This is a genomic window from Haladaptatus marinus, from assembly GCF_051194195.1.
On the sequence record NZ_JBLZNK010000009.1, the window covers coordinates 140,623 to 162,676 of the forward strand.

28 protein-coding genes are annotated in these 22,054 nt (G+C 59.8%); 14 read left to right on the plus strand and 14 right to left on the minus strand.

The features are described from left to right. Positions 1 to 11 precede the first annotated feature (11 nt). The gene (gene truD, locus ACN2TU_RS25705) at positions 12 to 1,337 is read left to right on the plus strand and encodes a tRNA pseudouridine(13) synthase TruD (protein WP_435159563.1); all 1,326 of its coding nucleotides are present in this window, start codon (positions 12 to 14) and stop codon (positions 1,335 to 1,337) included. A 17-nt stretch (positions 1,338 to 1,354) separates the two neighbouring features. On the opposite strand, the gene ACN2TU_RS25710 is transcribed toward truD, so the two are convergent. Together ACN2TU_RS25710 and ACN2TU_RS25715 are read right to left on the minus strand one after the other, a co-directional pair. Next, positions 1,355 to 2,227 carry a hypothetical protein gene (locus ACN2TU_RS25710; protein ID WP_435159564.1) on the minus strand — a complete coding sequence of 291 codons (873 nt, stop codon included), beginning with the start codon at positions 2,225 to 2,227 and terminating at the stop codon, positions 1,355 to 1,357. 152 nt (positions 2,228 to 2,379) lie between these two features. Beyond that, entirely contained in the window at positions 2,380 to 2,712 is a 333-nt protein-coding gene (locus tag ACN2TU_RS25715) for a hypothetical protein (protein ID WP_435159566.1), read from the minus strand. Between the two features lie 98 nt (positions 2,713 to 2,810). On the opposite strand from ACN2TU_RS25715, the gene ACN2TU_RS25720 reads away from it, so the two are divergent. The 5 genes from ACN2TU_RS25720 (at position 2,811) to ACN2TU_RS25740 (ending at position 4,493) form a co-directional block, all read left to right on the plus strand. Continuing rightward, on the plus strand, positions 2,811 to 3,527 hold the full coding sequence (locus tag ACN2TU_RS25720; protein WP_435159569.1) for a DUF2103 domain-containing protein: 717 nt from the start codon (positions 2,811 to 2,813) through the stop codon (positions 3,525 to 3,527). Between the two features lie 88 nt (positions 3,528 to 3,615). Further along, positions 3,616 to 3,771, plus strand: coding sequence for a DUF8015 family protein (locus ACN2TU_RS25725; protein WP_435159571.1), 156 nt, complete (start codon positions 3,616 to 3,618; stop codon positions 3,769 to 3,771). A 43-nt stretch (positions 3,772 to 3,814) separates the two neighbouring features. Further along, positions 3,815 to 4,093, plus strand: a complete 279-nt coding sequence (locus ACN2TU_RS25730) for a 50S ribosomal protein L37ae (RefSeq protein ID WP_435159573.1) — start codon at positions 3,815 to 3,817, stop codon at positions 4,091 to 4,093. Then, a complete protein-coding gene (locus ACN2TU_RS25735) occupies positions 4,090 to 4,224 on the plus strand; it encodes a DNA-directed RNA polymerase subunit P (protein ID WP_066144577.1) in 135 nt (44 codons plus the stop codon). The genes ACN2TU_RS25730 and ACN2TU_RS25735 overlap by 4 nt, the downstream gene beginning before the upstream one ends. 5 nt (positions 4,225 to 4,229) lie before the next feature. Continuing rightward, positions 4,230 to 4,493: a KEOPS complex subunit Pcc1 gene (locus ACN2TU_RS25740; protein WP_435159574.1), complete on the plus strand. Its 264-nt coding sequence runs from the start codon at positions 4,230 to 4,232 to the stop codon at positions 4,491 to 4,493. Here ACN2TU_RS25740 and ACN2TU_RS25745 read toward each other — a convergent pair. Beyond that, positions 4,473 to 4,904 (minus strand): hypothetical protein, encoded by a 432-nt coding sequence (locus tag ACN2TU_RS25745; RefSeq protein WP_435159576.1) that lies wholly within the window; start codon positions 4,902 to 4,904, stop codon positions 4,473 to 4,475. The two genes, ACN2TU_RS25740 and ACN2TU_RS25745, sit on opposite strands and share 21 nt — an antisense overlap. Beyond that, the gene (locus ACN2TU_RS25750; RefSeq protein ID WP_435159578.1) at positions 4,889 to 5,851 is read right to left on the minus strand and encodes an NAD-dependent epimerase/dehydratase family protein; all 963 of its coding nucleotides are present in this window, start codon (positions 5,849 to 5,851) and stop codon (positions 4,889 to 4,891) included. Before ACN2TU_RS25750 ends, ACN2TU_RS25745 begins: the two co-directional genes overlap by 16 nt. Positions 5,852 to 5,950: 99 nt before the next feature. Here ACN2TU_RS25750 and ACN2TU_RS25755 point away from each other — a divergent pair, with 99 nt between their 5' ends. From ACN2TU_RS25755 to ACN2TU_RS25765, 3 genes are all read left to right on the plus strand, one after another. Continuing rightward, positions 5,951 to 6,598 (plus strand): helix-turn-helix domain-containing protein, encoded by a 648-nt coding sequence (locus tag ACN2TU_RS25755; protein WP_435159580.1) that lies wholly within the window; start codon positions 5,951 to 5,953, stop codon positions 6,596 to 6,598. 76 nt (positions 6,599 to 6,674) lie between these two features. Then, positions 6,675 to 7,073 (plus strand): prefoldin subunit beta, encoded by a 399-nt coding sequence (locus tag ACN2TU_RS25760; RefSeq protein WP_435159582.1) that lies wholly within the window; start codon positions 6,675 to 6,677, stop codon positions 7,071 to 7,073. A 3-nt stretch (positions 7,074 to 7,076) separates the two neighbouring features. Further along, on the plus strand, positions 7,077 to 7,322 hold the full coding sequence (locus ACN2TU_RS25765) for a DUF3194 domain-containing protein (RefSeq protein WP_435159584.1): 246 nt from the start codon (positions 7,077 to 7,079) through the stop codon (positions 7,320 to 7,322). Positions 7,323 to 7,775: 453 nt separating this feature from the next. On the opposite strand, the gene ACN2TU_RS25770 is transcribed toward ACN2TU_RS25765, so the two are convergent. The 6 genes from ACN2TU_RS25770 to ACN2TU_RS25795 all read right to left on the minus strand — a co-directional run bounded on the left by ACN2TU_RS25770 (position 7,776) and on the right by ACN2TU_RS25795 (position 14,274). Further along, positions 7,776 to 9,170: an FAD-binding oxidoreductase gene (locus ACN2TU_RS25770; RefSeq protein WP_435159586.1), complete on the minus strand. Its 1,395-nt coding sequence runs from the start codon at positions 9,168 to 9,170 to the stop codon at positions 7,776 to 7,778. Between the two features lie 66 nt (positions 9,171 to 9,236). Next, on the minus strand, positions 9,237 to 11,090 hold the full coding sequence (locus ACN2TU_RS25775; RefSeq protein WP_435159587.1) for a DUF2070 family protein: 1,854 nt from the start codon (positions 11,088 to 11,090) through the stop codon (positions 9,237 to 9,239). A 36-nt stretch (positions 11,091 to 11,126) separates the two neighbouring features. Continuing rightward, complete coding sequence (locus ACN2TU_RS25780) at positions 11,127 to 11,675, minus strand: GMP synthase subunit A (protein ID WP_435159589.1); 549 nt, start codon at positions 11,673 to 11,675, stop codon at positions 11,127 to 11,129. Positions 11,676 to 11,713: 38 nt separating this feature from the next. After that, complete coding sequence (locus ACN2TU_RS25785; RefSeq protein WP_435159590.1) at positions 11,714 to 12,919, minus strand: PKD domain-containing protein; 1,206 nt, start codon at positions 12,917 to 12,919, stop codon at positions 11,714 to 11,716. A 51-nt stretch (positions 12,920 to 12,970) separates the two neighbouring features. Further along, positions 12,971 to 13,336 (minus strand): DUF7534 family protein, encoded by a 366-nt coding sequence (locus tag ACN2TU_RS25790; RefSeq protein WP_435159591.1) that lies wholly within the window; start codon positions 13,334 to 13,336, stop codon positions 12,971 to 12,973. A 65-nt stretch (positions 13,337 to 13,401) separates the two neighbouring features. Next, positions 13,402 to 14,274: a TIGR01548 family HAD-type hydrolase gene (locus ACN2TU_RS25795; protein ID WP_435159592.1), complete on the minus strand. Its 873-nt coding sequence runs from the start codon at positions 14,272 to 14,274 to the stop codon at positions 13,402 to 13,404. A 71-nt stretch (positions 14,275 to 14,345) separates the two neighbouring features. On the opposite strand from ACN2TU_RS25795, the gene ACN2TU_RS25800 reads away from it, so the two are divergent. The 3 genes from ACN2TU_RS25800 (at position 14,346) to ACN2TU_RS25810 (ending at position 15,662) form a co-directional block, all read left to right on the plus strand. Next, complete coding sequence (locus ACN2TU_RS25800; protein ID WP_435159594.1) at positions 14,346 to 14,957, plus strand: methyltransferase domain-containing protein; 612 nt, start codon at positions 14,346 to 14,348, stop codon at positions 14,955 to 14,957. A gap of 111 nt (positions 14,958 to 15,068) precedes the next feature. Further along, on the plus strand, positions 15,069 to 15,308 hold the full coding sequence (locus tag ACN2TU_RS25805) for a heavy-metal-associated domain-containing protein (protein WP_435159595.1): 240 nt from the start codon (positions 15,069 to 15,071) through the stop codon (positions 15,306 to 15,308). Positions 15,309 to 15,413: 105 nt separating this feature from the next. Further along, on the plus strand, positions 15,414 to 15,662 hold the full coding sequence (locus ACN2TU_RS25810) for a type II toxin-antitoxin system HicA family toxin (protein ID WP_435159596.1): 249 nt from the start codon (positions 15,414 to 15,416) through the stop codon (positions 15,660 to 15,662). On the opposite strand, the gene ACN2TU_RS25815 is transcribed toward ACN2TU_RS25810, so the two are convergent. After that, complete coding sequence (locus ACN2TU_RS25815; RefSeq protein ID WP_435159598.1) at positions 15,663 to 16,052, minus strand: UPF0146 family protein; 390 nt, start codon at positions 16,050 to 16,052, stop codon at positions 15,663 to 15,665. 39 nt (positions 16,053 to 16,091) lie between these two features. On the opposite strand from ACN2TU_RS25815, the gene ACN2TU_RS25820 reads away from it, so the two are divergent. Next, positions 16,092 to 16,628 carry an archaemetzincin family Zn-dependent metalloprotease gene (locus tag ACN2TU_RS25820; protein ID WP_435159599.1) on the plus strand — a complete coding sequence of 179 codons (537 nt, stop codon included), beginning with the start codon at positions 16,092 to 16,094 and terminating at the stop codon, positions 16,626 to 16,628. On the opposite strand, the gene ACN2TU_RS25825 is transcribed toward ACN2TU_RS25820, so the two are convergent. Next, on the minus strand, positions 16,616 to 17,275 hold the full coding sequence (locus tag ACN2TU_RS25825; RefSeq protein WP_435159600.1) for a helix-turn-helix domain-containing protein: 660 nt from the start codon (positions 17,273 to 17,275) through the stop codon (positions 16,616 to 16,618). The two genes, ACN2TU_RS25820 and ACN2TU_RS25825, sit on opposite strands and share 13 nt — an antisense overlap. A gap of 81 nt (positions 17,276 to 17,356) precedes the next feature. Here ACN2TU_RS25825 and ACN2TU_RS25830 point away from each other — a divergent pair, with 81 nt between their 5' ends. Continuing rightward, complete coding sequence (locus ACN2TU_RS25830) at positions 17,357 to 18,718, plus strand: cytochrome P450 (protein WP_435159601.1); 1,362 nt, start codon at positions 17,357 to 17,359, stop codon at positions 18,716 to 18,718. Here ACN2TU_RS25830 and ACN2TU_RS25835 read toward each other — a convergent pair. Continuing rightward, positions 18,715 to 19,986 (minus strand): NHL repeat-containing protein, encoded by a 1,272-nt coding sequence (locus ACN2TU_RS25835; protein WP_435159602.1) that lies wholly within the window; start codon positions 19,984 to 19,986, stop codon positions 18,715 to 18,717. The two genes, ACN2TU_RS25830 and ACN2TU_RS25835, sit on opposite strands and share 4 nt — an antisense overlap. A gap of 180 nt (positions 19,987 to 20,166) precedes the next feature. After that, positions 20,167 to 21,732: a right-handed parallel beta-helix repeat-containing protein gene (locus ACN2TU_RS25840; RefSeq protein ID WP_435159603.1), complete on the minus strand. Its 1,566-nt coding sequence runs from the start codon at positions 21,730 to 21,732 to the stop codon at positions 20,167 to 20,169. Between the last annotated feature and the right edge of the window lie 322 nt (positions 21,733 to 22,054).

Genomic DNA, 22,054 nt, shown 5'->3' on the forward strand with positions numbered 1-22,054 from the left:
TCTTCGGACGAATGCGCGAGGCACATCCCATCGAAACTGCGGTCGGTATGGAGTACTACGTCAGCGACACGGCGGGTGTGGGCGGCCAGCTCCGCGAAACTGACGAGGATTTTCGCGTTCGGGAAATCGAGCAGTTCGCCCTCGAACCGCTCGATACCGACCCGGGTTCGTATCCACATCTCGTCGTTCGGGCGACCCTCCGAGGGTGGGACACGAACGATTTCGCCAAACGACTATCCAGCAAACTGGCCATCAGCAGGGAGCGCGTCTCGTGGGCCGGGACGAAGGACAAGTACGCCGTCACGACACAACTGTTTAGCCTCCGAAAAGTCATTCCCGACGACTTGCCGGAGATTCGAAACGCCGACATCGAACCGCTGGGGCGATCAGGGCGAGCACTCCTGTTCGGTGACCTCGCGGGCAACGAGTTCGAAATCGTCGTCTCCGACCCCGAACGACCCGAGAACGCCGACGAAATCGCCGACGAACTTCGGGAGTTTGCGGGGTTCGCGGACGGTGTCGGCGTGCCGAACTTCTTCGGCCAGCAGCGGTTCGGCAGTTTGCGTCCCATCACGCACGAAGTCGGACTTCACATCGTTCGCGGCGAATGGGAAGACGCCGTGATGGCTTACGTCGGTAATCCGTTCGAGACGGAACCTGAGGACACGCAGACTGCCCGCGAGCGGGTCGAGGAGGTCGCTCCCGATTGGGATGCCGTTCTCGACGCCCTCCCGAGACGACTCGGTTTCGAGCGTTCGATGGCCCATCGACTCGTCGAAAACGGCGGAAACGAGCCGGAGAATTTCCGCGATGCGTTGGAATCTCTGCCGACGAACCTCCAGCGACTGCTCGTGAATGCGGCCCAGTCGTACATCTTCAACCGAATTCTGAGCGAGCGACTGGAGCGGGGCCTTCCGTTCGACACGCCCGTCGCTGGCGACGTGGTCTGTTTCGCAGAGGAAGTCGATGGCCTGCTCATGCCGGATATGAACCGGGAACAGAAGGTGACCGAAAAGCGCGTGAAAACCATCGAGCGCCACTGTAAGCGCGGTCGCGCGTTCGTCACCGCGCCGCTCGTCGGCACGGAAACTGAACTCGCCGAAGGCGAACAGGGAGAAATCGAGCGCGAAGTCCTTGCCGACCTCGACCTCGAACCCACCGATTTCAACTCGCCGGGGGAATTCCACTCGACCGGCACCCGACGGGCAATTTTGGTTCGAACCGACTGCACCGTGGTACACGACCCACTTTCGTTCGACTTTTCGCTTCCCTCGGGGTCGTACGCCACTGTCTTCCTGCGGGAGTTTATGAAAACCGACCCGCTTGACATGGGGTAGATTTCGGCCGGAATAGATTACGACTTTTTCGCCGGAATCATCCTGCCGAGAAGGAACGCCGGGATGCCGAACAGAGTTACGGCGACCAGAATCACGACGACGAAAAAGAGCGAATAGACGAAATCGAGCGACGTTCCGACGTACGTGACCGGTCGTGCCATCGCGAGCGAAACCGCCAGTACCGTCGGCGGGAGGGCGATGGCGATTCTCCGATATCGCGGGTCACTGACCGCATAGCCCACGACTGCCATCGAGAGCAGAAAGAGGGTGGAGAATGTGGCAAATATCAACTTGTTGACATCGTAGTAGTTCACTGCGAGCAGTCGGGGCACGACGTAACTATCGACGGCGATGGCACTGACGAACATTACCGCTATCCCTGTTTCCCACGCAAGGAGAACCCCACCCGCAACGCGGGGGAGCGTCGGACGAACGTCGGCGAAGGTCAGGAGTGCTAATACGGTGTAGGCACCGCCAGTGATGACCATTTGGGTGGCATGGTTTGCCCAGTTTGCCATTTGCACAACCCCGAATTGAAGCATGAGGACGCCAAATGCGGTGACGATTGCCGCCAGCCACTTTGCCGTCCGCTCGTCCCGCTTCACGGTTTTTCCGCTGACCCAAATGAATCCGACGAGGAACATCAACAGGGAAACCGAGGGCAGGAGAACGTTGACAAGCAGGTTTCGAGCCACATCGTCGGCGAGCGACTCGGAAACCGAAACGAAACTCCACGCTTCTCCGGCCACGCCACCGGACTTCGTGAAGGTGACAAACGGACCGTTGCCCCTCCCACCCTCATATGAGGTGAGTTCCAACTCGTTCCCGCGCACCGTCGCGTCGCTCGGTGCGCGCGTGATGTGGGTTTCCGACGGCCTCACGACGGTCATCTCGTCGGCACCTAATTCGGAAGTTCTCCTGACTCCTTCCTCACGGAACCCGTCGAATCGGAGGGCACCACCGCGGGTTCGAGTGACCTGCTCGTTACCACAATACCGGAGAACAACTGTATCGTTCCCGACGACGTCTGCCGAGAGGAAGGTTATCTCGCTGTATCCTTCCGCATCACGAGCGATTTCGGTGAGCGCGTATTCGTTTTCCCAGAAAAACTGAGCTGCTCGCTCGTCAATCGATTTCTGACGGTCCAGATTGCGGTCTCGTTTTCGTAGACGCGAACCGTCGCGGTGCTGTGTTCGACGTCGGTTTCCGTCTCGTTTGCGAGGCCGTTCCGTTCGCCGTACCACATCGCGGCTTCGCTGAATCCGGAACCACACGGTTCGCAGACGGCCTGTGGGGGAGGTGAGGCCATAGCAGGTTTCGCCACGAGGAAGATGAGGACGAGAAGGGAAATCGTTCGAAGGCGGGGACGTTCCATATTCCAAACCATTTCTAATCGTATATGTTCCTTCCCCCAAACTTCCGCAACGAACGCGAAACGCCGAGATTAAACGCGACGATTCGCAAGGAACGCTCATGGAGTGTCGGCAATGTGCGTCCTCGCTCGAACGTCCCGGCGACTACTGCCTCGTCTGCCGGACGCACAACGCCGACGCCGTGGTGCTTTCCTTGGAGCGCGATCACGCCGAACTGACGATGCTGTTGGAGGAAACGGTCGTCGGGAAAACCGACGTTCGGACGACGCCCGAAGACGGCGATGCGGAAGTAGTCGAACTCCGAAACTTCGCGGGTCGAATCGCGGACGAGATTCAGCGAAAGCGCCCCGAGGAGGTGTTTGCGGCGGGCGACCGCGACGCGATTCGGGCGGTTCGCGCGAATCTTCACTACGATTTCTATCGGGTAGGGAAGCAAAACCCCGTCGAGGACGTGCTTTCGCGCCGGGGCGACCGCTCGCTGGAAATCGTCGACACCGACCCTGCCGACAAACTCGGCGGGTCGCACACGACGCTCATCGGAAACCGGGACGGGATGCGCGTGGTTCAGGAAATCGCCTGCTACCCCCACGTCAAGAAAATCATCCCCGGCCCCATCAACGCAGGTGGGGCGAGTTCGGATTCCGGCGTTCGCGCCAAAGCCACCCGCGCGGATGAAAACGGAAACGTTCGACTGCTGCTCCGTGACGGCTCCAGTGTGCAGGAAAATCGCGTCGTTACCACGGCAATGGACAGGGAACTCGGCGAACGAATCCGTGACGATTTGAACGAAGCACTCGCGGAAACTGGCTTTCGATAAGTGCGATTACCTGAACGCATCGAGTACAACACTCCCCACTTAATGCCCGCCCCAGCATTTTTGGGGTTCCGTAATTAGATGTAATTACATGGCCTCACGCTACGACGCAGTTCTCGCGGCGATTCCGACGCTATCGGGCGGTGGATACGTAGCAGGGCAGTTTACGGCGTTTCCGCTGACGGTGATCGGTCTGCTCGGAGCGGTGCTGGTCATCGGGTATGCGTTGGCCAAACCGCCGGTCTGAACTCAAAGGCTTTATCTGTCCTCTCGGGTAAATCTCCGGTACTATGGCCGAAGACTCTAAATCACGAACCGGCAGTGCCGGTCGGTTCGGCGCGCGATACGGTCGCGTCGCCCGCAAGCGTATTTCGGAAATCGAAGCGGACATGAACGAGAACCACACCTGCCCGGACTGCGGTAACGACACCGTCGACCGGAAAGGAACGGGTATCTGGGCCTGCGGTCGCTGTGGCTACAAGTTCGCTGGCGGCACCTACCGCCCGCAGACGCCCGCCGGAGAGACCGTCAAACGTTCCATCCGCGCCGCGCTCGCTGACGAAGAATGAGCTACAAATGCTCGCGTTGTAAGCGGGATGTCGAACTGGACGAGTACGGTGGCGTTCGCTGTCCGTACTGCGGCCACCGCGTCCTGTTGAAAGAGCGGAGCAGGGACGTTAAGGAAGTACACGTCCGATAGCGCCCGTGTCTCACGACGTGCGTTTCGATTTCGAATACCAATCCGCAGAGCGTGCACTGCTGATTTTCCGGAGCATCGAGCAAGAAATCGGTGAAATCGACGACGAGCGTTCGCAAACGACCGTCGAGCGGGACGGAAACGTCGTCGTCATTCACGTTTCCGCCGCCGACCTCGTCGCACTTCGTGCGGCGATGAACACATGGCAGACGCTCGTGGGGGTCGCGGAGCGGGTTTCGGAACGTGGTGAATCATCGCCTATCGGTCAGTGACTTCGGTGTGCTTTCCGTCGGAGCCCCGCAGCAACCACGTACCAACCGCGACACCGCGACACCGCCCGCGCCAGCTATCGCGACCAACGCGGCGGTTACGAAAAACGGCAATCGCCATGGCCCATGTACTGCGTGTACGTTGTCGGGGTTCGGAACGAGGAAGTGAAAGTAGATGCCGAATCCGAGCGATGCGACCATCGAACCGACGAAAATCGCGCTTCCGGTTCGCTCCGCTCCGCGCCGCAGAAGGTCGAATCCGATGATTGGGCCAAGCGTCACCACGAACACGACGAACGCCGACTGAAACGATGTCAACGGAACCGGGATGATGGCGTGCGGAACGCCGTGGGCCAGATTGACCAGCAGATACGCACCGAGGACGACACCAGCGACCGTCAGTTTTCTCGCCATTCGTACTCGCCTCCGACCACGGCAAGTGTTCCTTCGTCGCGCCACGCTTCGACCAGGGAGTCGAGTCCTTCCCGGTAGGTCGGATACGCTGGTTCCCAATCGAACGTCTTGCGGAATCGCGCGTTCGAGGTGGGTGCCGAGTTCGTCAGAAGGCGAACCGACGTTTTCCCGACGATGGGACGGACGAGCCATCCCGGAATTCGTCGCGGTTCGGGTGCGTCGAGTCGGTCGGCAAGCGTCCGAAGGATGGTCGCGAGCGTCACCGGTTCGTCGTCGGTGACGTGCCAGAGTCCGGTCGCGTCGGATTCGGTCGCCGTCGCGAACGCTCTCGCCGCGTCTTCGACGTGCAGTATCGAGAGCGTTGCGTCCCGCCTCCCGAGGAGGCCACCGCCGAGAATTGGGTATCTCCCGTCAAGCAGTCCGGAGCCCATCTGCCGGATGTGTGCCGATTCTGGCGCGTAAAACCACCCACAGCGAAGGATGCCGACCTCGAAGCCGTATTTCCCCCCTCCGCGCCGGACGATTCGTTCCGCGTCGAGCGCAGACCGCGTCACCCGATTCGGATTCGGCGGTGCGTCCTCGTTGAACGGCGACCCGTCCGGTCTGCGGGCGAGCCACGTGATGCTCTGTTGCAACAGCCGGTCTGCACCGATTTCGTCGGCAACGGAGACGAGGTCTCGCGCGCCCTCCACGCGCACTCGGTCGTTCAGCGCCCACTCTTCGCCCGTCGGTTTCGTACCGGTTGGAATGGCCGTCGCGGCGTGGATAAGCACCTCACAGCCTTCTGCCGCATCGACGAGCGATTCGTAATCGAGGATATCGCCCCGGCGCGGTTCGCCGCCTCGCGCATCACGCGTGAGGCCGACGACGTGGTGGTTTCGCTCCGTGAGTTCGCTGACCAGTCTGCGACCGAGGACGCCGGTCGCTCCCGCGACGAATAAGTTCATGACTGGTGATTCATGACTGGTGATTTGTTCGTCTCCTCGACAGATGTTCTGCCGCAGTCCTCTGGATGATTTATACGTTCTCGAAACTGACACTCGTGCATGAAGTATCTTCGTCTCTCGCTCGACCCCGGCGAAACGACGGTGCACCCGGTTTACGACGTTCTTACAGGGGGCGACTGTATCGAGGAAGCACGCGGCCTCCACGGAAACGTCTCCGAGGATATCGCCACACTTCTGTTTCACCTTCGGGGGGATGCGGAGCGATTCACGACACTACTCGACGACATCGAGCAGGTGCTGGAATACGACGTGACCCCGCTTTCTGACGACGAGTTTTACTGCTACATCTACAACGAAACGACCGCCATCGATGGCGGACTGTTCGCCGCGTTCTCGCGCGAAAGCGTCGTGCAAATCTCGCCCGTCGAATATCACGACGACGGACGAGCGACGTTTGCGGTCGTCGGGTCACCAGATGACCTGCAAGACGCGATGGCCGACGCACCCGCTGGTGTCAAACTTCACGTCGAACGAGTCGCTGACGGGTCGCCCAACCCCGCCGTCATTGCCGAATTGAGCGACCGCCAGCGAGAAGCCGCAACCGTCGCGGTCGAACTGGGCTACTACGACGTGCCACGGCGAGCGAGCAACGAGGACATCGCGGCGGTGTTGGGATGTGCGCCGAGTACTGCCGCGGAGCACCTTCGAAAAGCGGAGTCGAAGGTTTTCACTGCCTCGTTCTCGTGACAATCGTCCCTGCTGAACGACCTGCTCACGAGTCGCAAAGCGTGGCTTTTTCAGTCCTGACCACGAGGTTGTCTGTATGCAGGGCAATCTTCCACCGGAAGCACAGGAGAAACTCGAACAACTGCAAGACCTTCAGGATACGGCACAGCAGGTCGCAGTGCAGAAAAACCAGGCTGAGACACAGCTGACCGAAGCACAGAACGCGCTCGACGAACTCGAAGGCATCGACGAGGACACGACGATGTACCGTGAAGTCGGCGAACTGTTCGTCAAAACCGATTTCGACGAGGCGCAGTCCAACCTCGACGAGCAAGTTGACAGCCTCGAAATCCGCGTCGAGACGCTCGAAAAGCAAGAGAGTCGCGTCCAAGAGCAGTTCGAATCGCTCCAGACGGAGCTCCAGAACATGCTCGGCGGTGGCGGTGCAGGCGGTCCGTCCGGCCCGACCGGCCCCGGCGGCGCTGGCGGCGCGTAAGCGATGGTCAGCGACGAAGTAGTCGTCCAAACTGCCGCAGAAGCGGCCGAGGACGTAATTTTCTCACGTATCAAGCAGTCACAAGTGAAAGATTTCGACGTGACCGTCACGTTCGAGGAGGGTGTCCTCGACGTGGACGTGTACGTCAACGCCCCGGACGCGAATCGGGACGAAGAAAAAGTCGCGAACGATGCGGCACTGGCGGCCCGCGCGGCAGTTGACGAACTGTTCGCCGAAGAATCGGCGTAACGTTCGTCACTTGCTTATGCAAGGGCAAGCATTATTTATTTTAGTCACTGCATTCTATCTGTGACTAGTCATCAGTCACTGGCCTGCTGGGAGGACGACCGCCCCCAATGGCGGAATCGGCGCGCTTTTCTCGCGTCGTGAGACAGCGTTCCTCCGGGCTGACCCGCCCACCCGAAACCCATCGGGGCAACCGATGGCCGGGTTTATTCCGTTCGGGCGAACCGGTCGCAGTCGAGCGGGAGTAGGTCTGCGTGCGGTCGGGTCGTCACATCTGGGAAGAATGGTTTCCGGGGCGTTGCAGGATGTTTCGTTTTCGGAGTGGGAGACGGGGGCGGTTTCCGGGAAAACAGGCTACGATTTTCGAGGTGTTTCCTACCATCGGAAACGACACGTGGTAAAAATCAGTATATCTCTGGTTCCCTCTTTTTGCGATTCTCTCGAATTGTTCCTTCTCTATTCCCCTACTTTCAGATTGCCGTGTGCACGAAACACGCCGTCCGGGTCGTATTTCGCTTTCACTTCTGCGAGTCGGTCGGCGTTTTCCCCGAACGGAACTCGTGACGGATCTTCTTCGAGGCCGGGGAAGTTGACGTACTGCCCGCGTGCTTCCGGATGTTCGCGCATCTCGGCGACGCTCTCTCGCACCCACGAGATGGCGGCGTCGGTTTCTCTGGGGTCGTCCCAGTTCGCCTCGAAGTTGAGTCCGTAGGGAATGTCCCGGTACGGGAAGGCGGTTTCATCGTCGTCTATCCGCGCGATTTCGCCGCCGCCCTGCCAGATATCGACGGTCGAGAGGGGCACCGGACAGCGCTCCGAACAGGCGACGATGTTCTCGATAATCTCGTCGTTCAGGTCGTCCAGGAAGAGCGATTTCCAGTAGTAAAAGCGGCCTTCCGGGTAATCTTCGTCCAACATCGACTGGAGTTCGACGTAGGGCATCGTTCCGCTGAAGTCGACTATTGGTTCGGCGAACTCCCGAACCGGGCGAAGCGCGTCCGTTCCCTCTCCCGGGTCGGCCGAGTAACACCCGAGGAAGGCGATTGCGGGGTTGCCCCACGACGACTCCGGGAACTCCTCCAGTTCCGGCACCCACGCGTAGAACGGGAGCAGGCTCACCTCGTCCGGCGCGTCTTCCGTGTACTCCCTGAAGAATTCGAGGGCTTCTACGGCCCGTTCGCCCTCGTACCAGACGAAACACATCGCCACCTCCGGGCCGACCGGGTGGCAGTCGTACTCGAAGGCGGTGACGATGCCGAAGTTGCCACCGCCGCCGCGAAGCGCCCAGAACAAGTCTGCGTGGTCGTCCTCGCTCGCCGTGACGAACTCTCCGTCGGCGGTCACCACGTCCGCGGAGACCAGGTTGTCACACGAGAGGCCGTACTTCCGGCGGAGGTGTCCCATCCCGCCGCCCAGCGTTAATCCCGCGATGCCTGTGTCGGAGACGACCCCACCGGGAACGGCTAATCCAAAGAGTTGTGTCTCGCGGTCTACATTGCCCCACGTCGCCCCCGCTCCGGCGCGGACGCGCCGGGAATCGGGATTCACCTGTACCCAGTCCATCGGTTCGAGGTCGATAACCAGTCCGCCGTCCACCGTCGCTCGCCCTGCGACACCGTGGCCGCCGCCGCGAACCGCGATGGGTAGGTCGTGTTCTCGGGCGTACTGCATCGCGGTTTGCACGTCCGCGACGCCCTCACATCGTGCGATTATCGCCGGTCGGCGGTTTATCATTCCGTTCCACACCCGGCGCGCCTCGTCGTAGGCGTCCTCGTCTTCAGGCGTAATGAGGTCGCCTTTCAGTTCGGATCCAAGTGCCTCGACTGGTGATTCGACTGTCTCTGTTGCCATGTTCCCCACCGGATGAATGTAGCACTGGTACGTGGATAAACGCGATAGTGAAATCGGCGGACAGGTTCAGGCGAGGAAAAAGATGAGGACGCTAATGGACATAACGGCGAGGATGACCGCACCCGCGAGCGCCCCACCCATGGCGATGAGCGCGTTGGCGTGACTCGCCAGCGTTTCGGTGCGGTCGTTGCCGAAGACGGTGACCTCGGCGTACTTGCTTTCCATCCCGCCATCGACTGGTTCGATGTCGGCGGTTGCCTCCTCGACCAGTCGATGCACGAGCGCGATGAGTTCGTCGTGGTCGATAGCTCCGCCGACCTGATTCGACGATTCGACCATATTTACGATGTGCGTGTCGGTCGTCATTACCTCGACTTCGTCGACCTCGACAGCGGAGACGATTCTGTCCCGTAATCCGGGTTCCATGTTGTTTCCGTCCACAAGGATGTAGGCAGTGCGCTGTCCGGCGACTTCGAAGACGGAAACCCGTACGCCAAGCGGGCCGATGCCCTCTGCGGGCGTCCACTCCGTTTCGTCCCACGCGACGCCGAGTCTCGGCGTTCCTCGCTTCGCCTCGCCGAGTTCAGTCGCGGCAGCCTTCGCGGCTTGAATCATCTGGAACGAGCGTTCGCTTCCGGGATAGACGTGGCCGAGGTCGTCGCCTTGGAGCCCGTTATTACAGTTGTGGGCGTCCACGAGCATCACATCGTCCAGTCCGCTCGACCGGGCTTCCGCTGCGGCGGCGAGACCGACAGCGTACTCAACGTCGTCGGCATATTCCGGCGAGTAGGTGGCGGCGAGCAGCGCATCGTCGCCGAATCCCTGCCCGATGATTTTCGCGTCGCCGTCCTGCGTCCGGACGCTCTGGGTCGCCGTGTCGCTGTATTCGATTCGTTCGTAGGCGGCATTCGCCGTTTCGAGGATGGTGTCCACTTCGCGCTCGGTGACGAGGTTGAAGTCGTGTCCGGCGGTGGCGTGTGGTGGAAACGCGAGTCCCTCCGCCTGACTCGCCACCCGTCGGGGAAGGTTGCCCCCGCCGATTTCACCCATCGGGCCGGGATGAATCATCGGCAAGACGAATCGGGCTTTCTCGCCGTCGTCGGTGCGAAACGAGAGGACGGTGATGGGAACGACTGCCTTTTCGCCCATCTGCTCGAAAAAGTCCTCCAGTTCACGGGTGCCTTCCGCGATGTGGCCGATGAATCCTCGCACGAAATCGAGCACACTGACGCCGAGACTGCGCCGCCACGGACGGTCGATGACGGCGAGAAACGCATACACGCCGAGCGCGTACACGCCGCTGACGAGGGCGAGGAGGATGAAATCCCGCGGTGCGATGACGCCCGTGAGTTCCGGCGGTGCCTTGTTCCCGCGAGCGAGCACGTCCTGCACGAGCGGCCCGCCGACTTCGAGGACGCGAATCGTCTCGCTGTAGATGAAAAAGAGGAGCGCGGCGGTTCCGGTCTGAATGCTTGCGGAAATAGACGAGATGAGAAACGACGTGCGTGAGACGGCCATCACGACGAGGAGACGGAGCGCGAAAACGGACGCGAGGCTGACGAGCAGCATATCGAAGACGAACTGTTGGCCGATCCACGTGAACGCGGCGATGATTCCGGCGATGGTCATCACGGCGACGACGATAATCTCACACGTCAGCGCCAGCAGTGACGATCGATTGTAGGTCAACTGGCCGCCGAGACGGCGGTCAACCGGCGTCGTCAACACGCTCGCCGCGACCGTCGGAATCCCGATGAAAAACACACCCTCCCACGCGTCCTGAAGGATGTACTGGGAGTCGAACGCCCCGATACCCGCGAGAGCCGCGATGAGCAGCGCGAACGTGACGCTTGCGTACCATCGGGGCGCGCGAAAGATGTAGCGGGACAGACTCGCCAGGTCGCTCTGGGTCGCTGTCATTGGCAGAAAAGCTACGCCGTGGAGAGTTAAAAGATACTACTCACAGATGGCACGGAAATTTTCGAACACTTCCTCACCTTCGGCGGTGTGCGCCACTTCCGGATGCCACTGGACGCCGTATAGGTCGCGGTCGGTGTCGCTCATTGCCTCGATTCCACAGACATCGCTCGTCCCGGTTCGCTCAAACCCGGACGGAACCTGCTTCACTTCGTCGGCGTGGCTGGCCCACACGCGCGTTTCGGGTGCGAGCGAACCGATGAGTGGGTCGTCGTCGTCCGTGATTTCGACCGTTACGTCGGCGTAGCCGCCGTATTCACCGCCGCCGATTTCGCCGTCCAAGACGTGTGCCATCACCTGCATGCCGAGGCAGATGCCGAGCACCGGAATGTCGAGTTCGAGGTACTCCGCACAGTTGCCGATGTCGTCCATCGACGGGCCGCCGGAAAGGACGAGACCGTCGGCGTCGATGTCCTCCGGCGGTGTGTCGTTGTCGATGAGGTCGGTTTCGATGCCCATATCTCGCAGCGCGCGATGTTCGAGGTGCGTGAACTGGCCGTGGTTGTCCACGACGAGGATTTCCGTCATTGACGGGCGATATGGAGGGCACGAATAAAAGCACCTCGTCACCGACGCGCTACTACCCCACCGATGAGAAGGAGAAGTGCAAGTACGACGGCACCAAGTTCCGGACGGTCGAATAGCAGGTCAGCACCCGGGAGGACGTTTGAATCGCCGGTGATGGGTTCTTGTTTTTTCGTTTCACCGTCTACCGTCTCCTCGTTTGACGGCCCCTCGTCGAGCGACGTGGTGTCCTCGTCACGTTCGGCCGTGGCTTTCGCCACCTGTACCGTCGCAGTCGCGCTGTCGGTGCTGTTTTCGCTATCTGCCACGGTCACCGTCGGCGTTCGCTTTCCGGGTTTCTCGTAGGTATGGGTCGTCTTGGGCTTGGTTGTCGTTTCATCGACGCTTCCGTCGCCGTCGAAATCCCACCGATATTCCGCGATGTCACCGTCCGGGTCGCTCGTTTTACTCGCGTCGAAGGTCACCGACTGGCCCGCCGTAGGCGAATCGCTCGTGGATAGGTGTGCTTCGGGCGTCGAACCGCACCCGCCGGGGCGGATGACCACGGAGTCGCTCATGTCGAGTTTCGTTTCTTTCGGGGAGCCTGTGCGACCCGAGAGAAACGTCCACGAGGTGACCGGCTCGGTTTCGAACCGTGAGTCGTAGAGAGTTGCTTCCTCGTTCCACGAGGGAGAAACCGTCATTTCGTACTCGCCGGACAGGCCACGGAAGACGGCACCATCGACCCGCGAACCGGTCCACGTCCAGTCGATACGATTCCGTGACCAGCGGTCGTCGCGTCCGTCGTACGTGTCGTCCATCAGAATCCACTGTCCCGATTGGGGGAGGCCGTCGAAATCGAACGTCGCCGCGCTCATCGGGAGGTTGTCCCCGGTTCGCTCCTTTCGTAAGTGGTCGTGAAGCACGACGAGGCTCACCACGCCGTTCGGGGCCTCGTAGAGGAACATCGTGCTTCCATTCTCCCGAGTGACCGACCCCGGTGCGAACGAACTGTACGACCAGTCGCTCGGTTGGGTGTAAGGATTTCGGTAATCGTAGAATGATACGACGTTCTCGCTTCCCTTAATCGGATTCACCGCGACACAGGTGTCCCCTTGTTGGACGGCGTAGGTGTCGTGTTCCGACGCGGGCGTGTTCGGAAGGTTGTCACCGGGCAAACCGGGTGGCGGAAGGGCGGTTGCGGTGCCGAACGTTGAAACGACGAGTGTGCCGAGGAGGAGGGCGGTCAGTGCAGTACGATTACTCATCGTTCTCAGAAGGCCGTCTAATCCTTTTGTTATGTCCTGCCTGTTGACCGTTCAGGCTCCGATTTCTTCAAGTCCGCGACCGGATTCACGAAAGTACACAGCCCATGCAACTACTGGAAGCGTGGTGGCGACCCACGCGAGACGAACGTAGATTCCGAGCGTCTCGCCGGTCAGCAGTTCCGCAACTCGCAATCCACCGATGGCCAGAAGCATCGTCACGACGACGAACGCGATGTTCCGGTTTCGTTCCGGGTCACGTTCAAGAATGAGATACACGAGCGGAACGCTGACGACGAGCAGAACGGGAGTGAAAATCAACTGCGTAAACGGGTCTGGCGGCGAGACCATCGCACCGAGCGTGAATGCCAGAAGTATCCCGTATTTTAGCGTGACGACTGCGCGTTCTACGGAGACCACATTCGACACTTTCACACTGAAGATATCAGCGTTCCGCAACCAATCAACCAACTCTCCGCAATCAATCAGTTGTCCGCGAGCAGTACGGGCAAATCGGTAATCGAATCGATGACCGCTTCAGCACCGGATTCCTCATATTTTCGCGTTCCTTCTTCCCCTGTTAGCCCACCAGTCAGAACGCCGACGCCGAAATACTCACGCTCTGAATCGGTTTCTCTCGCGTTCGTCGCGGTTCGAATGTCATCTAGCGTGTCGCCGACGAAGACGACCCGGCCGGCGTCGAATCGCTCCGCGAGCGTCATCAGGGCGCGTGGATGCGGTTTGCCTTCTTCCCAGTCGTCCATGGTAAATCGATGCTCGTCGGCCACGTCCAAATCGGCACGCGCGAGAGCGATGTCGGCCTCCGCGGACGGTCTGCCGGTGACGATACCGACGGGATAGTTCGCGGTGAGTTCGGCAATCGTTTCCGGTTCGATCAGCACGGGTTCGTCGTTGATGTAGCCCCGCGTGTCGAGCGTTGGCTCCGCATCTTCGAGGTCGGCGTACAGTTCCGACCCGAGGTAGAGTTGCTGGAACACCGCGCGCAGTTTTTCCGGATTCCATTCGTTGTGGACGCAGGAATGGGCATCCTCGGGCAGGGCGGCGGCGACGACCTGCTCCGCGGCGTCGAGCCCGCCGTCCGTCTCGGCGATTCGGTCGGTGAACTCCTCGATTGAGTGGTCGAGTCCGTCACGCGAGGCGAGGACGTACAGCGCCGCGGCGTACGTGAGTTCCCAATCGTTGTTGAACCCGCCCGCGTCTTTGAACGCCTGCACGTCCGCTTTCGGGATGGTGTCGTCGTACACTCGCGAAATAGATTCGACGATTGCCCGCCGGTAGGAGTCCGCGACGTCCACGAGCACCCCGTCGATGTCCAGCACGACAGCGTCCGCATTCATGTGCTTGGCTTCGTGCCCGGCGACATGGGTCTATCGAATCGACTATGGTCATCGCGTGTGATGGTTGGTTCATGAAATACGACGAACTCCAGGAACTCTACGGTCACGACGAATACTACTGGGGGACGGAGCCAAACGGCATGGCCGAGACGGTTCTGGAGTTCGCACCGGAGCGAGAGGCCCCTGCCGCAGTCGATATCGGTGCAGGCGAAGGCCGAGATGCAGTGTACCTCGCCGAAGAGGGATACGGCGTTCTCGCGGTGGATCCGGTTCCGAACGGACTCGAAAAAGCCGAGCAACTCGCGGCGGAGCGCGGCGTCGAAATCCAGACTCGCAACGCGGATGTAAACGACCTCGATTTCCCAGCGATGGACGTGGTGTACTCCTGTGGTACGCTCCAGTATCTTCGCCCGGAGAACCGCGAAGGACAATTTGAACAGTTCAAAATCTCGACCACTGACGGAGGGATTCACGTCCTGTTCACGTTTGTTGACCACCCGGAAATCCCGACCGCACCGGATTGGGGCGACAACGAGCATTTCTACGAACAGGGTGAACTCCGAAGCTACTACGACGACTGGGAAATCGTAAAGGAAAACGAGTTCGTCTTCGACGACGACTCCGGCGGCGAACCGCATCAGCACGCGGCGGAGACGCTAATCGCACAGAAACCGGAAGCGTAGGTAATACGATTTCATCCCGATTCTTCGTCTCGTCCCGAATCAAAAATACAGTCAATAATTTTGAACGATATTCTGGCATTAACTGAATAGTAACCCTCCATTCGAGTGCAGATGGAAGAATACATTCTCCACGTGACTGGCATGAGCTGTAAGAGCTGTGAAAGTATGGTTCGCGACGCGGTGACTGCCCTTTGCGGCGTCAGCAGTGTCAACCCCGACGCCCAAACCGGCGAGGTCGTCATCCGGGGGGAACCGACGACCGAGTTCGACAGGCTATCAACGAACTCGGCTACGAAGCGTAACGTGAAACAGACGTTCAGCGAAACACCGAGGACAACCATTCACTCCTGACAGGTATTTTTATCCGAGAACGAGTCCGGCGAGTGTCCCGACCACCCTCGACCCTAGCGCAGAAGAAAGTGACCGGAACCTTCCCGAGTTCATGCAGAATTACGAATGATGAGGACGACTTTTGCCAGTGAAGACGTAGCGAAGGGTCTCGTTGACTATGGAATCACGCCAGTCGGAAGAGCAGGAAGCCATCTCAAACTTCGCCACACAACCGAGAATACTGACGAAGTTCGTAACGTGACTGTGCCTATTTCGAAAGGAACGAGAACCACAGGAACGCTTCGTTCTATCGCAAAACAAGCAGGCACAAACGACTTCGAGAAGTTCTGTGAGTGGATCGAGGAGAATCGCTGATTACTCCCGCGCCCAGAACAGCGTCTCTCCCGAAATCGTCTCCCGGCGTACCGGAACCGAAGGTTGGTCGCCACCCAACGTGGTAAAGCAGAACACGGAATCGCACGCTTTCGCCACGGAAAGCGCAGGTCGATGCAGTTCGGGTGGAATATTCAGCGAGTACACGACATCACAATTTTCGTACACAGTTGAATCCGGATTCGTCACGTCGTCCAGCACGAACCGAACGTTCGTCGGCACCTTGCGGGGTCGAATGTCAGTGGCGGTGACAACGGTTCCTGCATCGGCGAGCGCGCCCGCCACGTCCGGATGATTGCCGATTCCGATTTCGACGGCGGACTGATAATCGGCGAGATGAGCAACGATTTCGTCGCGTGTATCCGGGTTCACGGCGGGATGTTTATGGGGCGTCCCATCATAGAGGTTGCTATGTTGATTGACATCGTCCCCGTGGGGGACGTAACGGGACGGGTCAAACGGGAGGCCTCTTCGGCATTGCGGCGAATTTACGACTGTGACGTGATGGTTCACGAGCGACAGGAAATCCCCGCCGGGTCACACGACCCCAATCGCGACCAACACCGCGCGGAGGATTTTATCGAACTGGCGAGTCGCGTCGGAACGGGGGAGAAAAATATCGCCATCACGCCCCAAGACCTCTTCTATCGCAGACGAAACTACGTGTTCGGACTTGCCTACCTCGACGGGAGAGGAAGCGTCATCTCGACGTACCGACTGCAACCTGCAGCCGACGGTCTCTCTTCTGACGGCGGCATCACGACGAAACCCGCAGGCGAAGTGTTCTCCGACCGTGTCCGCAAGGAGGTCGTCCACGAAATCGGACACACGATGGGTCTCGAACACTGCGACAACAGTCGCTGTGTGATGAATTTCTCGCCGACCGTCCGCGAAGTGGACGTAAAAGAGGAAAACCTCTGTGGCACCTGCCAGCGTCAGGTGCTGTAAACGAGCTCCGGAACGATTCTCGATTCTGCGTTTCTGAGGTGTGTCGAAGCCGTACTCGCCGCACAGCCCAGCTTCTCCGCAACGTCTTCGACGCCCGATTCACGCGGCACGTCGTAGTACCCCACCTCGACGGCAGTTTCGAGTGCTTCTCGCTGGCGCTCCGTGAGTTCCGACCAGAGTCGCATCCGTGGTGAGTCGTACTCGCCGATTTGTTCGACGACGACATCGATGTCGGCATCCATTCCGTCCATCACGGCGTTCATGTCCTCCCCCTTGCCGACGAGTTCCATCCGCATCGCGCCGTCGCTGGTGTAGATGATCGGTGGGATTACGAGGATGCTCGTCCCCGCGAACGCGGTTCTGAACTCGTCGTCCACGTCGCGTTTCTCGTGTGCGATGTAGGCGTAAAACGAGGTGTCGGAAAGCGGCGTCAGGTCGTAGGCGAGAATCATGGGTTGTTCCTCCACTGCGTCCCTGTACGCCTCCCTGTCGCCGACGATTCGAAAGAGGACGTAATCACGGTCTGCATGAGAGAGGTTCCAGTTCAGCAGTTCAGCGCGTTCCATCGCGTCGTGTTCCATGATGAACGTCCGCATCGGATTGCGAAGTTCGGTCGGATGGCGAAGCGTGAGCCGAACGTATTTCATATGCGAACATACGGCTTCGCTTATAAATGCTCTAGTGGATTCGACGGAACTGGCTTCGGGTTCCCGTCCCCATCTTCAGACATGACCGCGTCCGAATCCATGGCGACCGACAGACCGGACGACCTCCCGCTCCCGCCGGGGCCGAACTCCTATCCCGTCGTCGGCAACACGCTTGGCTTTCTCCGCGACCCCTTCGCCTTTTACGACTCCCTTGACGACTACGGGGACGTGGTGTCGTACTCCGTCGCAGGCGAGGAGTTCTGTACGCTCCTCCACCCCGACTACGTCGAACAGGTGCTCGTCACGGAGGAATCGAAGTTCGGCAAGAGCGATTTCGTTCAGGACGCTGGCGAGCGATTCGTCGGCAACGGACTGTTCGCAAGCGAGGGCGAATTCTGGCGACGCCAACGAACGCTCATTCAGCCAGCGTTCTACCGCGAACGAATCGAGTCCTACACGGAACCGATGGTCGAGTTCGCAGCAGACGCCGCGAACTCGTGGATCGACGGCGAAACGGTGCGGATAGACGAAGTGATGAAACGACTCACGCTTCGCATCCTCTCGAAAGCGCTGTTCGACCTCGATATTCGAAACCAGCAGTCGGCAATTCGTGATGCAGTAAACGCCATCAACGAAAAGGGCGACGCGGGTTCAGTCGATGCGTTTCTTCCGGACTGGGTACCCACGGCGACCAACCGCCAATTTCGACGGGCGACCGACCAGTTCGACGACGTTATCGGAACGCTCATCGAGAAACGCCGCGGCGACCCCCCGGGCGACGATTTTCTCTCGATTCTCCTGCACGCGACGGATGAACGGGGTGAAGGAATGTCGGACAAGACGCTCCGCGATGAGATGGCCACCTTCCTCTTCGCGGGACACGAAACGACGGCTCTGGCCCTCACCTACTGCTGGTATCTCCTTGCAACCAATCCCGGGGTTCGGGGAAAACTGAACGACGAACTCGATTCCGTGCTGGATGGCGACACGCCGACCATGGCCGACCTTCGCGACTTGAAGTACACCGACAAGGTCGTCACCGAAGCCCTCCGGCTGTATCCGCCCGCCTACGTCGTCTTCCGGCAAACGAAGGAGGACGTGAACGTCGGTGGATACAGGATACCTGCCGGTACCTCGCTGACGTTCCCGCAATTCCTGATTCATACCGACGACCGTTGGTACGACGACCCCGACGAGTTCCGGCCCGAGCGGTGGACGCCCGAGTTCGAGAACTCCCTGCCCGACTACGCATACTTCCCGTTCGGCGGCGGCCCGCGCCATTGTATCGGCATGCGGTTTGCGAACGCCGAAATTCGCATCGTGCTGGCGACGATTGCACGCCGAATCGAGTTCGACCGCGTCGCAGGCGGCGATCTCGACTTGCGAATGGGGACGACGCTCGAACCGACCGACCCAATCGAGATGACTGTCGTGAAACGTTAGCGCCAGCGTTCGATTCCCGTTCCGACGAGCGCGAGCAGGCCGAGAACGAGGACGAAGGACTGTTCTGCGAGACTGTCCGGGGCGACATACTTCGCCATCGAAACCACCCACGACCCGCGTTCGTGGACGACCGATGCATCCTGCATTTCGGACGGAATCCCCGCCTCGCTCGCCGTCGGCCCGCCGCTCCCCTCGCTTGGCAGTCGGTCTGCCTCGTAGGGGAGCGACCCGGTTTCTATCGCCCAGACGATTTCGCCGTTTTCGTCCAGTTCGACGACGCGGTCGTTGTACGAATCCGTGATGAGCGTATGGCCGTTCGAGAGGCGATCCGCGTCCCGTGGCCAGTCGAATATCGCGCTTCCGCCGTACTCCCAGACGATTTTTCCGTTCCTGATTTCCAGCATGCGGTCGTTCTCGCTGTCCGCCACGAGCAGGGTGTCGCCGAGCGTATCAGGATTGTGCTGTTCGTGGAGGATGTCGCCCCGTTCCGAAAACGAATCCGGGCCGACGACCGGTTCGACTCGAATCGAGCCAGCAACTCGATTCGAGTCGCTCTCCACATGCAAATCCACCACCGTATCGAAGTTCCGGAGACTCACCCGGAACACGCCGGGTTCGACCCTGTCAACGTCGTTGGCGTGCGTCCAGTCGCCTTCCGGTTTCATGTCGGACGGACGGTCGTAGCGGTCGGTCGCGTTCCACTGCCAGAGAACGTCTTTCGACCGATTCACCGCGAACACGCGGTCGTTGCCCATATCTACGAGCACCCAGCGGTCGCTCCCGTTGACGGTGTAATGGTCGGCGTCGTGCAGTTCGTGCGCGTGGAGTTCCGCGTCGAACCACGCGTACTCCCACGTCGTCTCGTTCGTCTCCGTGTCCACGATACGAAGCGCGTTGCGAACGCAGTTTTCGTGCCCGTCATCGCGGAACGTGGCCGGGCATTCTTCGTCGGGAAGTTCGTCAGCGACCGCGATTTGCACTCGATTCGGCCCGAGGGCTTCCACGTCGAACACGTCGTGTGCTCGGTCGTACTCCCAGACGACCTCTCCCTCGGGACTCACCTCGATGGCCCGCCCCTCGGATTCGTACCCCTGCAGCGCGATGAGCGTGTTGTTCTCGGGACGCTCTTCATCCGCCGTGAGATGCGGCCGGTCGGGTGCGGTGAACGCGCCGACACCGGCGGTGGCGAACAGAACGACTGCGAGGAGGGCAAACAGGTTCGCTCGGTTGTTGGAGCGGGAGAGCCACGCGGCGAACGTCGAAATCACTATCCGACGATTTGTCGGCTCCGAAAAAAGGTGGTTCGGTTCCCGGTTCAGCGTCGGATTTTGTTTTCCGCCTCACCGAAGACCAACGTCCGGACGAACATTGCCTCACTGGCCTCCCGGCACTCCAGTCTCGCCAAACGTCATCGTCCCAAGCGTCAGCACCCCCGCCCGGGAACTCGCTTACTCCGTAGTGTTGTCCCACGTCCGCAGACCATCACTCCCGTAGTTCAGGATGCCGCCGATGATACGACTCTTTTTGATGTACACGTTGTCGCCCGATTCGTAGAGTTTGACGGCTTCGTCATCGCCAGTGGAGTTCGCGTAAATTCGTTCTATCCACGTCCTGTCGCCGTAGTTGATGATGGGGAACTCACGGACAACGTAATCTCCTTTGTACAGTAGACAGTCGCTTCCTCCGATCTCTATTCCTCGTCGCCGCCACGACCCCGTTTGGTTGATGTCGAGTTCACGGAACGTACAGTCGTCCCGGTCGCATCGAATCGCGGCCCGAGCACTCTCGTGACCCCCATCGCCAACGAACGCAGTATTTTCGACGTGCACAGATTCGTTCCCCTCGTGAATCCAAACCGAAAACCCGCCGTTCGCGCCGTGGTCGAATCGCGAATTTTTGATGCGCGCTGAAATCGTGTTCTCCCCGATTTCAATTCCGTGAACGACCGTGTTACCGCGGGTCGTGACGCGGAGGTCGTCAACGTAGATATGGTCTACGTCGTGCGTTTGAACCGCCGTTCCGTTCGGGTCAGTGATTTCGACGTCGGTGTTCAGAACACGAACGTAGTTGCTGCTTTCCAGTCGGAGTGCATGCTGGCTCCCACGTCCGCTATCGTCGTCCACGATAACTGTGGCGTTCTTGATGACGCTATCCTGGCCACCGATTCGAAGACTCGCGGTGTTGCTGTTCTTGTACTGGCCACTATCGATGATGATTTGCCCTGACCCGTTTGCGGCATAGAGGCCGTTGTCGGGGAACCCACCGAGAGTACAGTTCCGGAAGGTCATGGTGCCCTCGTTGTGATCGTTACAGACGATTCCAGTCGGTCCACGCCACAGTCTGTCCGCTGGGGTGCTTTCCGACCACGCACCACCGTCGGGTGCGTTGAAGTTCTCGACAAGTCCACTTCCCGCTGGGTCGCTGACGACGAATCGACCCGGCCCCCACGTCCCGCTGTCGTGGACGCCCTCAACATCTATATCCTTCACTACCAACCCATCCGTGACGTTCGCCTCTATCACCCGGATGCCGGTGTCTTCTGCCGTCTGGTCGATAGTGAAGTTCTCGAACAGAAGGCCGGTTCCGGGGTTGTAGCTGATTCCCAGTCGGAACAGCCGATAGTTGAAATCATCGCCATCGTCGAAATCGTAGTAGTCATCCGGAACGAGCGTCGCACCGCTCCCCAAGAGCCCGAAGTTACTGAATCCGGTAAAGCGGAACTGCCTGTTCATCCGGTATCGCCCGGATGGGAAGTAGAGGAGCGTATCGTCGCCCGCGTACTCCCGCAACAAGTCGTTTATCGGTTCGTCACCGTTCGTGTCCGCCCCGACTGCTTCCATGTCCACGACGGTTTCGTAGTCGTCTTCATATCGGTGGTAGGCGCTGGCGCGGTCTGCCAGCCTTCCTACCGTGGCGAGACCGACCACACCGCCGACTCCCCGGAGAAACGTCCGCCGTCTCGAATCGGTCGCTCCCGTGCTGGTTTCGTTGGTTCCTTTTCCATCGGGGTTCATCAATTTCCACCCCAACAGTCGTTCGCCGTTCGCGTCGGTATCCCCCGTGCGGGCGGTAACGAGCGGTCGTCAAACGGTTCCGATACGCCATCACACAGCAATTTTTGGGTCATAGCCTCCGGTTCTGATGCATGCTGGTTTCTCATTTCGTTATGTGGATCCTGATGCAATTTCGACAACTGTGATCCGATACTCCAATAATCCAGCCCGTAAACTACCAGTCACTACTCGATTGCGTGAACTGTTGTCACATGAAAACAGTGTGCAAGAGTGCCGTCGGTTCGCTCTCGTCCATCTTCGGACGATAGTTTGAGCTACCCCA